Raw genomic sequence first — 12,664 nt, 5'->3', positions numbered from 1 at the left:
CTTCACGATGCTTTTTCAAAGACTGGGGAGTAACCCAAAGTAGCAACGCCCGGGCATCGTTGATAATCCCCTATGTAGGTATTGACGATGTATTCATCACCAACTTTATTTCCAGTAGCATCAAAGTGTTGGCTGAAAACACCGTAACCCAAGCTATCGTCTGTAACATCGCTGTTACCTGCCCAAGTCACAACAAATCCGCCGTCGCTCAGGCCTGTAACAGATGGGCACTCCTGAGTATGGTCAGCGTTTGTATTGATCCTAAAATCATCACCGATTCTCTCGCCATGTGCATCAAAACACTGGCCCAGAATATCCTCCAAGCTCTCGCCATCCATGTCACGATTTTCACTCGTACTCGTCCATGTCACAATAAAGCCGCCGTCTCTTAAAGCGGCGACAGAAGGATAAGAGTAGGCAGCATTTTCATCGGTGTTGACTTGAAACTCTAAACCGATTTTATCACCGCTCGCATCAAACAGTTGTCCTTCCAAGTCACCATCGGCATCCCAAGTCACGACAAAACCGCCGTCTCGTAAGCCTGTTGCTGAAGGAGAAAAGTTAAAGTTCGACGCATCAGAATGAGCCAGGAATTCCTCTCCGACTAAATAACCCTCGGCATCAAAACGCTGAACAGAAATTGTGGGCCCGTTTGCAGAACCACCATTCACCCAGACCGCCAAAAAGCCACCGTCTGCCAAAGCTGTAACGGATGATTCAATCTGGTCGCTTACCGTATGCGTATTCACCAAGAACTCGTCACCCACCGCATTGCCGTCCTCATTAAAACGCTGGCCCAAGATACTGGAGTACGACGTATCTCCGTTTTCATCATCATAGCTGGTCCAAGTCACCACAAAACCACCATCAACCAAACCAGTAACCGATGTTGCATATTGGTTACCATTCAAGTGGGTATTGACTATAAAATCATCACCAACGGCGTTACAGTCCGCATCAAAGCGCTGACCAGAGATACCTGAAGCCGAGGCATCTCCCGTAGCAGTATCATCCCCATTCCAGGTAACTACAAAACTTCCGTCAACCAAACCGCTAACCAACGGTGCATATTGACTGCCTACGGTATGGGTATTGATCTGGAACTCGCCCCCTACGGATTTATCATTGGTATCGTAACGTTGCCCGTAGATGCCATAACCTGAGCCATCTTGCCCTTCGGACTGCCAAACAACTACATAACCATTATCAGTAGGAATATTCTGCGCCATCGTCCAGGTCCTTTGAGTAATCAAGCTTCCTGCTTACAGCACAAAACGCAGTGAAGTGAGAATTTGGGTAATAAGGTTAGAATTGAGGCAACTTTAACAACGGCTCTACAACGGCTTCATCCCCCATATGGGGTACGCCGTTGCAAAACACGAAATTCTTCGTAGTACTTAGTATTCGATTTTTACTTATCCACAGGGATATTGATCGACAATGCCAGGCGGATTAGTTCAGTTTGCTGGTAGGTTTCAGTTTTGGTGAGGATGGATTTCACCTGGCTGCGCACTGTATCTACCCGGGTGCTACGCATATCGGCAATATCCCCGGATTTGTGGCCTTCCAGTAGCAACTGGCAGACGGATTGCTCGGCATCAGTGAGGCTAAACAACTCGCCAAAGTGAGACGTATTGATCAGTGCTTTGGTATCCGGATCTATCGCGATAACAATGGCACCGATGGGGAGATCTTTATGTAGGAGGGGTGCAACCTCTAGCAGTAAATCCCGCTGGTCTGCTGCGCGCGGTATTTGCATTCTGTGTTGCAAAGCACCCTTGGCTCCCTGCTCAGTGGATGCCATTTGTTTTATGACATGCTGAAGCTCGCGCTGTTTATCCATATCAGATAGCGTCAGCCGGTGCTTCTGGCCCAGCCGGATAGCATCCTTCGCATCAAGGATATTACGGGCGGCTTCATTCTGCTCCACCAAGGTACCATCCAGTGTGAGCAGGAAGACACCCAATCGAAAGCGGTCCAGCACCTCCATAACGCCGTTAAAGCGCGCTTTCAGCAGCAGAAAGGGGCGTGATACGTTGATCAGGTTGGCCAAGTGTGGCAGATAGGAATTGCCACGGGATACACCCTGTTCGATGGCCGCCTGAGATCCATCTCTGTAGCTGATGCAGATAGAGTCGAAGTGTGTTGGATGGTAGTTCATGGGGGTAACATATCGATGCCGAATCCCCTCGTTGGCGTATAACCAGTCATGCACCTCGCGATTGTCAACTTTGTTGTCGGAAATGCGATTATGGGCGTCTTCAATCTCGGTCATCAAGATGAACTTGGGTTGCGGCACAATCTTGATTGCCGTTTCATTCACGGGTATTTCCCGCTGAATAAAACCTTGCTCTGCGAATGCCGGGAATTTCGCTTGAATATCCTGTGTCAACCAACTGTTTTGCAGTTCGAAGAATATCCTGTCGCCCACAAAAATATTGGTCCCATAGGCTCCAACATCGTCCTTAATACATTCGATTAGGTCACCCCAGCCTTCGGGGTTGAGAATACACTTATATAACCGATCCAGAATCGCTAACTGCTTTTGATCTAACATCCCGGTTTTTCCTTTTACTGCCCGCCCTTCCACTCAAGTCACGGGCATGAGTTCGATTGAATGAGAAGCGGCCTCGGCTCCAGGGATTAATCCACCGGAATATTGATCGACAACGCCAGGCGGATCAGCTCGGTTTGCTGGAAGGTTTCGGTTTTGGTGAGGATCGATTTAACCTGCCCACGCACGGTATCCACCCGCGTGCTGCGTATATCGGCAATATCACCGGCTTTGTGGCCTTCAACCAACAGCTGGCAAACCGTCTGTTCGGCTTCAGTGAGGCCAAACAGGTCACCAAAGTGTGCGGTGTCGACCAGTGTCTTTTCGTCAGGATCGGCAACGATCATCAGTACACCCAGGGGCATGTCATCATGCAGCAGGGGCGATAGCTCAATCAGATAGTTCCGCTTTCCGGACGCCCTGGGCACCAGGAAGCGCTGTTTCGCCTGAGCGACATCACCGCCTTCAAAGGCTGATAGTTGTGCCATGGCCTGGGTAAAGCCTGTCTGTGTATCGGGATCGCTAAAGCGCAGGATCTGTTTGCCATCAAGGAAGAGGGCGTCCTGTTGATCCAGTACATTCTCTGCTGCTGAGTTTTTCTCGATTGATTCACCGTCAAAGGAGAGCAGGAAAACACCCAATCGCAACCGATCCAGCACTTCCAGCACCCCGTTAAAACGCGCCTGCAGCAGCATAAACGGGCGGGAAACGTTGATCAGGTTGGCAATATGGGGCAGGTAGAAGTTACCCCGTTGAATACCCCGTTCGATCTCAACCTCTGGGCGGTCTTGGAAGCTGACACAGATCGAATCGAAGTGGGTGGGGTGGTGATTGAGCGGAGAGAGGTAACGATGCCTGATCTGATGGTGTTGATACAACCAGTCGTGGATAAAGCCATTATCCATCTTATGTTCTGATAGTTTGTTGTGCTCAGTTTCAATTTCCGGCATCAAGCGGAACTGTGGAGAGGGCGTGATACGCGAGAGGGTTTCGCCCAGCGGCAACTCGTACTTAACAAAGCCATTTTCCATAAAACCCTGAAACGTCGTCTGCATATCCGTGGTAATCCAGCTGTTATGAAGCTCCTGAAATATGCGGTCGCCGACGAACACATTGGTACCGTTGGCATTCAGGTCATCGTTGATCCGCTCCATCAGGTCACCCCAATGGTCGGGTTTAAGGATACATTTATAGAGTTGATCCAGTATCTCGATCTGCTTCTGATCCAACATCAACGGTCCCTCGCTTATTCATGAATGCTCACAATTACAAAGTACCGGCTACCAAGTGATAAATAAACAGCAACAGTCAACCATTCAGCATCCACTTTGGTATTAGTGATACGAAAAACCATCATTGAAAGAAAATACTTGTAGCACAAAAAAAGAGTAAAGAAATGGGATGGGCAAAAACATATTGGCCGATAAAAGCGGGGGTTTTATCGGCCGTGGTTTATGTGAGATCAGCGAGCAAAGTCATCCATCAGCCGGTCTTGCGCTGAGAAACGCTCTTCACCTTCTTCCGGATGATTTTGGGTGTAACTACCATCAGCGTGCAACTCCCAACTCTGGCAGTTATCCATCATGTAGTAATCCAGCTCTTTCTTCATGCGGTCGGCGTTTTTACCAAACAGCGGAAAGCCGGTTTCTACACGATTAAGCATGTTACGTTCCATCCAGTCGGCGCTGGCAGCAAACACTTCCGGCTTACCATTATTGGCAAAATAACAAACGCGGGTGTGTTCAAGAAAACGGCCGATGATGGAGCGGACACGGATATTTTCGGACAGTTTAGGAATCCCAGGGCGCAAGCGGCACATACCACGGATGATCAGATCAATCTTCACCCCGGCACGTGATGCATCATAGAGAGCACGAATCATCTTTGGCTCTGTCAGTCCATTTACCTTCACCATAATATGTGCGTCTTTGCCAGACTTGGCCAAACGCGTTTCACGTTGGATCATTTCCAGCATCTTCGCATGCAGGGTGAACGGGGCGTTGTAGAGCTTCTTCAGTTTCTGAATCTTGCCCATACCCGTCAGTTGCTGGAAGACTTTGTGTACGTCTTCACCCACCTCGTGGTCGGCCGTCAGGAAACTGTAGTCACTGTATAAACGTGCGGTACCGGAGTGATAGTTACCTGTGCCTAAATGGGAATAACGCACCAACTTGCCGTTTTCCTGACGCACGATCAGCATCGCTTTGGCGTGGCATTTGTAGCCCACCACGCCATAGACCACCAGACAACCAGCTTCCTGCAGACGGCTTGCCAGATGCAGGTTACTCTCTTCGTCAAAACGTGCCCGCAGCTCGATGACTACGGTGACTTCCTTACCGCTACGCGCGGCTTCCACCAGCGCATTAACGATGTCGGATTTCACACCAGTACGGTACAACGTCTGTTTTATCGCCACCACATTTGGATCTTTCGCCGACTGACGCAGCAAATCGACGACCGGAATGAACGACTGGAACGGGTGCAGTAACAGCTGGTCACTCTGTTTCAGGGCTTTAAAGATATCTTTCTGATCTTTAATTTTTCCCGGTATACCCGGAGAGAACGGTTTCCAGCGCAGGTCATTACGTTCGACCAGATCACGCACCGCCATCAAACGCGTCAGGTTAACCGGCCCATTCACACGATAGGTCTGACTTTCGTTCAGCGTGTACTCTTGTTGCAGGAAGTGAATCAGCTCTTCCGGGGTACGGTTATCAACCTCAAGCCGCACCGCATCACCATATTTACGCGAATGCAGCTCGCCACGCAGGGTATTCGCCAGATCTTCAATCTCTTCGAAATCGAACGTTAAATCGGCATTTCGGGTAATGCGGAACTGGAAGCAGCCCTTCACTTTCATGCCCGGGAACAGATCATCCGCAAACTCATGGATCAGTGAGGAGAGGAAAATAAGATGATCGCCATCACCTTCACAGATCTCGTTCGGTAAACGCACCAAACGTGGCAAAGAACGTGGCGCGGGGATGATCGCCATACCGGTCTGACGACCAAACGCATCCTTACCATCCAGCTCAACGATAAAGTTAAGGCTTTTGTTCACCAAGCGTGGGAACGGGTGTGAGGGATCAAGCCCGACCGGGCTAATAACAGGAACAACATTATCGTTGAAGTAGGTTCTGATCCACTCACGCTGCTTGTCGGTCCAGATGCGGCGACGCAGGAAGTGGATACCTTCGTTCTCCATCTCCGGGAACAAAGTTTCGTTGAGAATCTGATACTGACGCTCGATCTGCGCATGACAGATCTCCGCGATACGGCTGATGATCTTCTCCGGATGCATCGCATCAGGACCCACCGCTTCGCGACCGTATTTGAGCTGATGCAGCTGCTCGGCGACACGAATTTCAAAAAACTCATCCAGATTGCTGGAGAAAATCAGCAGGAACATCAGACGTTCCAGCAACGGATGTTTCTCATCCAGCGCCTGTTCCAGCACGCGGATATTAAACTGCAAGTGGCTCAGTTCACGGTTGATATAAAGCTCGGGCGCTTTAAGGTCGACCGGCGGCTCTTCCACCGGTTCATCCGTAATCGGCACACTTTCCCGGCTTTCCAGCAGGGCTACTGCCGCTTCACTCTGCGCTACAGCGGTCTCTTCAACCATCTTCTCTACTCCTGTAGTGGTCAGCAGCCCTTCGAAGTCGGGCTACTGCCTATTCATTCATCAATTGTGCTGCACGCTTGGCAAAATAGGTGAGAATGCCATCAGCACCTGCGCGTTTAAACGCCATCAGGGATTCCATCATGACCGACTTTTCGTCTAGCCAGCCGTTCTGGAACGCGGCCATATGCATCGCGTATTCACCGCTGACCTGATACACAAAAGTCGGCGCAGACAGTTCATCTTTAACCCGGCGAACGATATCCAGATACGGCATACCCGGCTTCACCATCACCATGTCTGCACCCTCAGCCAGATCCATCGCTACTTCGTGCAACGCTTCGTCGCTGTTGGCAGGATCCATCTGGTAACCAAACTTGTTACCTTTACCCAGATTCCCCGCAGAACCCACGGCATCACGGAAAGGTCCGTAGTAAGCACTTGCATACTTAGCAGAATACGCCATGATTCGGGTATTCACATGGGCATTGCTTTCCAGCTCATTGCGTATTGCACCAATACGGCCATCCATCATGTCACTTGGCGCAACCACATCAGCACCCGCCTGAGCGTGAGACAGTGCCTGCAGTACCAATGTATCCACAGTACGGTCATTCAGCACGTAACCGTTCACGTCGATAATGCCGTCCTGACCATGTGTGGTGAACGGGTCCAATGCCACATCCGTCATGACACCCAGTTCCGGGCAGGCATCTTTCAATGCTTTAACCGCACGCTGTGCCAACCCATCCGGGTTGTAAGCTTCTTCTGCAAATTCAGTTTTTACATCCAGTGGCGTCACCGGAAAAAGCGCAATCGCCGGTACACCCAAAGACACTAACTCTTTCGCTTCTTTTACCAGCAGGTCGATGCTCATTCGCACGACACCCGGCATTGAAGGCACAACCTCTGTTTCGTTCTGCCCTTCAATCACAAACATAGGATAGATCAGGTCATCCGGTGTCAGTGTATTTTCCCGCATCAATCGACGGGAGAAATCATCAGCTCGCATGCGACGCATACGGGTCTCGGGGTAGAAACGCTGGCTATTGTTAAAGGCCACGGGCAACATCCTTCTTTCGCACGAGATTGGACTCGAAAATCATGACAGTAATATGACATCACGATCTGATAAGACGGTTGTTCATTCAACAACCTGACCAGACGCAATGAATAACGGTGTTACGCCCAGTAGAATTCGCTCCCGGATTCGGCCGAAAGGTCACTAAAAGCGCGTAGTATTTGCACAAATCTTAACGTAATCTGTTGCTTGATAGTTAGCTTATTGTCGCCCAAAGCCTACGGGAATTGTCAGTTGGTATGCTTCAGCATCGTTCTTAACGCCAGCATTCATATGTTCTGTTTACGGAAAAGGATCTCAGTATGAAAAAAATCGCCGTTATTCTCTCAGGTTGTGGTGTATTTGATGGATCAGAAATCTACGAGTCGGTACTGACCCTCCTACGTATCGAACAGAACAACGCTCAGTACCAGTGCATGGCTCCTGATATCGAACAACTACACGTCATTGATCACCTTAAAGGCGATGTTGCGGAAGGCGAAAGCCGCAATGTTCTGGTTGAAGCCGCACGTTTGGCACGAGGTGACATTCTGGATCTGTCCACGGTGAACGCAGCTGATTACGACGCTCTGATTATTCCAGGCGGCTTTGGTGCAGCGAAGAATTTATGCGACTTTGCCGTTAACGGCGCCCAGTGCGAAATAAATGAAACGGTTGCCCGTTTCACGCGGGAAATTCACAAAGCGGGCAAACCGGTGGGGCTGATCTGTATCGCTCCTGCAATGACGCCATTGCTGTTTGGAGAAGGCACACAATGCACGATCGGTACCGACACTGACACTGCAGCAGCGATTGAGGCTATGGGTGGACAACACCAGAGCTGCCCTGTGGATGAAATGATCATCGATACCGAGAAAAGAGTCGTGACGACCCCAGCCTATATGCTGGCAGAATCGATCACCGAAGCGGCAACCGGCATCAACAAGCTGGTCGATGCCGTGATTGAAATGGCCTGATCGGACAATATGTAAGAGCATGTCACTGCATACGCCAAGGAAGTTATGATGCTGCACCGCCTTTTGTCACCGGCACTAATCGGGCTTGCTCTTATTTACACCTCGCCCGCCATCGCTGATACGCTGGTGCTTGCTCAGCTCAGCGACCGCCCCAAGAAAGACTTCAAACAGCTACGTCCAATGGCGAAATATGTTGCATCTCAACTGCAGTCTTTAGGCATCACGCGGGGAGAGGTCAGGCTTTTCTCCGAACTGGACGAACTGACCGAGGCAGTCAAAAACGGAGAGGTACACTGGGTCACCGAAACACCTTATACCGCATCAGTACTGGTACATGAGGGTGATGCTATTCCGTTGGTGATGAAGTGGAAATCACGTCAAAAGCGGTATCAGACACTGATCTACACCCACAAAGATTCACAGTTAACCAGTCTGGGAGATTTGCTGGGTAAACGAATCGCCTTCGAACATAACAACTCGTTCAGCAGTTATTACCTCCCCCGTCTTCTTCTCCACAAGCAGGGCATATCCGCTACGAAGATAGAGGGGTTTAACGCTCCCCGTGCCTCTGACAAGATCAATTATCTTTTCAGTCGGAACGAAAAAAACAACCTCCTGTGGGTACACAAAGGGCTGGTTGAAGCCGGTGCGCTCAATGACGGTGACTGGGAGAATAAGGGACGAGTACCTGAGGAGCTCAAGTCCGAATTACGTATCATCTACCGCTCTGAACCCTACCCCCGAGCATTAGAGCTCGTCAGCTCCAAACTGTCAGAAGAACGTGCCACGGCTTTAAAAAAGCTGCTGCTTAGTATGACGCAGGAAAGTCATGGCAAGTTGTTATCTCGCTATGAAAAGACCGATGGTTTTGAAGTGCTGACTCCCGAAGTTCCCCAACTGCTGGAAGATATATACGCCACCAGCAGGACATGGCCTGAATGAAGCACTCGCTCGCAACCCGTTATGGCGTCCTACTTGCGGCAATGACAGCGTTTGTTGGCTGCTGCGTGTTAGTGGTCAACCTTTACTATCTGGAGCACTATGCCAGAGCCTCAATCGCTTCTGGCCAGCAGCATCTGTCAACAGCCGTAGAACAGCAGCTGATCAGGGATGCGGAGCTGGTTGCAACGACAGTCGCCAACAACCTGGATGCGGCTGTGTATAACTCTGATTTCAGCGCAATTCAGGAACAGCTTGAAGCACTCACCCAACAAAGTAGCGTGCCCTATGTCTATATCTATGATCAACAAGGTCTGATCATTCACGATGGATCTACTGAGTTGCGCACTTACGGTCTACCCGTCAGCGAATTCTTGCCACCGGGACTGAGCGCTGATCAGACCAAGGACACTCAGAAAATCGGGCGTTATATTCATATTGCCCAGCCAATTACCTCCGGTGATACAACCTTTGCCATGCTCCGACTGGCTATCACTTACAAAGACGCTGAATCTGATATTCAGAACCTGAGCACTGACCTGGAGAATCAAGGACAACAACTGCGTAACAATATTCTGGTGACCTCGCTGATGATTATCGCGGTGCTACTGGCCGTCGCGACCTCCATCATCTTCCTGCTCTCTCAGCATTTACTGTCGCCCGTAAAACGTCTGGCCGAACGCTGCCGGGCTTACGCTGGCGGTGAAACGCAGATCCACTTCCAATTGGAGCGCGACGACGAATTCGGACTTCTGGGCGAAGCACTGGAAGAGATGAAGGATTCAATCAACCACTCACAGCGGCAGGTTGAACAGCTGGCCTATCACGATCCGCTCACCCAGCTACCCAATCGCCGTATGTTCAACGAAGAGCTGAGCAAGTTGATTCACTGGGCTGAGCGCCACGGTAGTCATGTTGCAGTACTATTTATCGATCTGGACCACTTTAAGCAAGTGAACGATGTTGCCGGGCATGAGGTGGGAGACAAACTATTGATTCAGGCTGCGCATCGCCTGAGCAATCTGGTTGCTTCGTTAGCCGACGAACTCGATTTCCCGGTGCCTGAAAGCCTCCTTCTCTCGCGCCTTGGCGGCGATGAATTTGTTTTGTTGTTACCCGCATATGCCGACCTGCAGCAGATCGATCGTATAGCCACGCAGATCGCCGATCGGCTCGACAACAGTTTCACCATCGAAGACCGCCGCTATAACGTCTCCGCCAGCGTAGGCATTACGCTTTTCCCTGAACACGGCAGCACCGTCACCGAACTGCTCAAACAAGCGGATATTGCCATGTATGCGGCCAAACACTCCGGCCGTAAACGCCATCGCTTCTTCAAGCCCGATATGAACACCGCAGTGATCAGCAAGATGTTGATACAGCAGGGGGTGCGCGATGCGATGGCACGTAACGATCTGCATCTGGCATATCAGCCTATTGTTGACCTTCAGTCAGGCGAGATACTGGGAGCCGAAGCATTGATCCGCTGGCACCATCCGGAAAAAGGCAACATTCCACCGGATAGCTTTATTCCACTGATCGAAAAAACTGACCTGATTCTGCCTCTCACGTTATGGACACTGGAGAGAGCCTGTAAGGACCTGACGAATCACCTATTGCCTCGCCGACCTTGCTTTAAATTGTCGGTGAATATCTCGGGTGCCGCACTGAAGGAACAATCTATTCGCGACAAGATCCATCAGATCATTAGCAGCTACGCGTTACCTGCACATACGTTGCATCTGGAGCTTACCGAAACCAGTATGATGGAGAATATTCAGTCCTGTGCCGATATTCTCTACAACTGGAAAGGGACCGGTGCCGATATCTGGATTGATGACTTTGGCACCGGCTACTCATCCTTGAGTTATCTCCATAGCCTGCCAATTGATGGCCTGAAAATCGACCGCAGTTTCATCACAGATATCACTCAGATAGAAGGGAATCAGGTTGTAGAAACCATCATCACACTCGCTCACTCATTGGGTATCGAAACCATCTCAGAAGGGATCGAAACCACCATCCAGCAACAATTTCTGCAAAGTCGAGGTGGTCATTACGGTCAGGGCTATCTCTTTGCCAAGCCTGCACCGCTAGAACAACTTACCCATATCCTGGACAAGGAATCCGTACATGAACCACTCTGACACACTGTTGCTGTTATGCAGTGCCTGTCTGCTCACCTCAACGGCGACCGCTGGACAATGGGAGCTTAAAACCGACCTAAAATATACCGACGGTTCAGGCTCCGATATTACCTCGTACGATAGCGCCGGAGACTTTGATAAACGTAAAGTTAAGCAGAAACGTAAAACTCAGTTGGAAACCCTGCTTACCTACACCGTTGAAAGCACACTGCCTGAGCTCGAATATATCGGGCGTGTTGGTCACCTGTTTAAGCACACCAAAGACAAAGACTTACAGCTGAAAGACGATGGCAGCCTGAAAAAAGACAAAACCCGTACCGAGTTTGAACGGATCACTTATGCCGGGCTGGGCCTGCGTTACGACACGGGTCGGATTTTGGGCGCGGATCGCTGGTTACTGAAAGCACGCTATGACCGCTATTTGCACGTATCCTACGGCGCGAATCAACTCCACGAAGACGCCAAAGCCCGCAGCGGCGATCTAAAGGGGTACGAGTGGTCGGTAAAAGCTGAAGGTGAATATTCTACCCACTGGCCGGGCATCTATCTGCACCCGTTCGTGGAATATAAGCAGGAACGCCTGAATCTCTGGCACGATGATACACGCGACAAAATCCAAGAAGCTGAAATGGAACAGCAGTACGAAGCGGGTCTGTTTCTCAGTTGGATAACACCACTGGACGGCTGGGAACTCACCACCGGGCCCTATTGGCAGAGAGAGCTGGACGCAGAACGCGCCGATGACGAAAAGGACTGGGTCTGGGACGACGATGAGCGTTGGATCGCTCAGGTCAAGCTTGAGTATGAAGCACCGATGCCCGGCTTCGAAATGGAGTTCGCTATAGAGCAACACCTTAACGGTGGTGATCAAGGTGAACGGCGCTATAACCTGGAACTCAGCTACGAGTTTTAAGCAACCGCTCATCAGACAGGTTTTCGCAGGGAGCGATACTACGTCCCTGCGTCGTCCCTGCGTCGGCAAACCTTCAGCTACTTTTCACGTCCAGATAACCACGCTGGATAACAGCCTCCAGCGCGTTTGCGGCAGCCACCAACTCATCATAAGTTTCACGGCAGACTTTCAGTTGCCGAATCTGTTCCGGTGTCGGCAGGCTATCACCTGACAGCTTCGCAATTTCAAGCAGCTCAGAGATGTACTGCACTCGTGCACTGGCGACCATACCCAGCATCGGTTTCAGATCTTCCAGCGCCAGATCCGGTATTTCCGGGTTCAGCACTTCACGATTTATCTCACGGCGGTATTTATCCAACTGCATCAGCAGACGATTGTTTTCCATATCCATACAGCCTCTCCCGGCATTGCTCAGAACGGCACTCAAACCTATAGACCAGGATGAGTGCACA

At 50.5% G+C, this 12,664-nt stretch carries 10 protein-coding genes; 4 read left to right on the top strand and 6 right to left on the bottom strand.

The window, feature by feature from the left end; all coding sequences use genetic code 11:
• Positions 1 to 2 precede the first annotated feature (2 nt).
• The 5 genes from IOQ59_RS00260 to hemB all read right to left on the bottom strand — a co-directional run bounded on the left by IOQ59_RS00260 (position 3) and on the right by hemB (position 7,239).
• Positions 3 to 1,229, bottom strand: a complete 1,227-nt coding sequence (locus tag IOQ59_RS00260) for a hypothetical protein (RefSeq protein ID WP_193951249.1) — start codon at positions 1,227 to 1,229, stop codon at positions 3 to 5.
• 182 nt (positions 1,230 to 1,411) lie between these two features.
• Entirely contained in the window at positions 1,412 to 2,557 is a 1,146-nt protein-coding gene (locus tag IOQ59_RS00255; protein ID WP_193951248.1) for a helix-turn-helix transcriptional regulator, read from the bottom strand.
• Between the two features lie 86 nt (positions 2,558 to 2,643).
• Positions 2,644 to 3,786, bottom strand: coding sequence for a helix-turn-helix transcriptional regulator (locus tag IOQ59_RS00250; RefSeq protein ID WP_193951247.1), 1,143 nt, complete (start codon positions 3,784 to 3,786; stop codon positions 2,644 to 2,646).
• Positions 3,787 to 4,016: 230 nt separating this feature from the next.
• Positions 4,017 to 6,179 (bottom strand): polyphosphate kinase 1, encoded by a 2,163-nt coding sequence (gene ppk1 / locus IOQ59_RS00245; protein WP_193951246.1) that lies wholly within the window; start codon positions 6,177 to 6,179, stop codon positions 4,017 to 4,019.
• A 49-nt stretch (positions 6,180 to 6,228) separates the two neighbouring features.
• Positions 6,229 to 7,239: a porphobilinogen synthase gene (gene hemB / locus IOQ59_RS00240; RefSeq protein WP_193951245.1), complete on the bottom strand. Its 1,011-nt coding sequence runs from the start codon at positions 7,237 to 7,239 to the stop codon at positions 6,229 to 6,231.
• A 320-nt stretch (positions 7,240 to 7,559) separates the two neighbouring features.
• On the opposite strand from hemB, the gene elbB reads away from it, so the two are divergent.
• The 4 genes from elbB to IOQ59_RS00220 are packed head-to-tail and all read left to right on the top strand — an operon-like array spanning position 7,560 to position 12,212.
• Positions 7,560 to 8,213 (top strand): isoprenoid biosynthesis glyoxalase ElbB, encoded by a 654-nt coding sequence (gene elbB, locus IOQ59_RS00235; RefSeq protein WP_193951244.1) that lies wholly within the window; start codon positions 7,560 to 7,562, stop codon positions 8,211 to 8,213.
• 45 nt (positions 8,214 to 8,258) lie between these two features.
• Entirely contained in the window at positions 8,259 to 9,155 is an 897-nt protein-coding gene (locus IOQ59_RS00230; RefSeq protein ID WP_228050581.1) for a phosphate/phosphite/phosphonate ABC transporter substrate-binding protein, read from the top strand.
• Positions 9,152 to 11,299, top strand: a complete 2,148-nt coding sequence (locus IOQ59_RS00225) for a putative bifunctional diguanylate cyclase/phosphodiesterase (RefSeq protein ID WP_193951242.1) — start codon at positions 9,152 to 9,154, stop codon at positions 11,297 to 11,299. Before IOQ59_RS00230 ends, IOQ59_RS00225 begins: the two co-directional genes overlap by 4 nt.
• Positions 11,286 to 12,212 (top strand): hypothetical protein, encoded by a 927-nt coding sequence (locus IOQ59_RS00220; protein WP_193951241.1) that lies wholly within the window; start codon positions 11,286 to 11,288, stop codon positions 12,210 to 12,212. The genes IOQ59_RS00225 and IOQ59_RS00220 overlap by 14 nt, the downstream gene beginning before the upstream one ends.
• 73 nt (positions 12,213 to 12,285) lie before the next feature.
• Here the strand turns inward: IOQ59_RS00220 and IOQ59_RS00215 are convergent, their stop codons facing one another.
• The gene (locus IOQ59_RS00215; protein ID WP_193951240.1) at positions 12,286 to 12,603 is read right to left on the bottom strand and encodes a hypothetical protein; all 318 of its coding nucleotides are present in this window, start codon (positions 12,601 to 12,603) and stop codon (positions 12,286 to 12,288) included.
• Positions 12,604 to 12,664: the final 61 nt, after the last annotated feature.

The sequence above is a fragment of the Pontibacterium sinense genome, from assembly GCF_015209595.1.
GTDB lineage: Bacteria > Pseudomonadota > Gammaproteobacteria > Pseudomonadales > Balneatricaceae > Pontibacterium > Pontibacterium sinense.
Note: the sequence above shows the minus strand (reverse complement) of the source record. Positions and strands in the feature narration are given on the sequence as shown.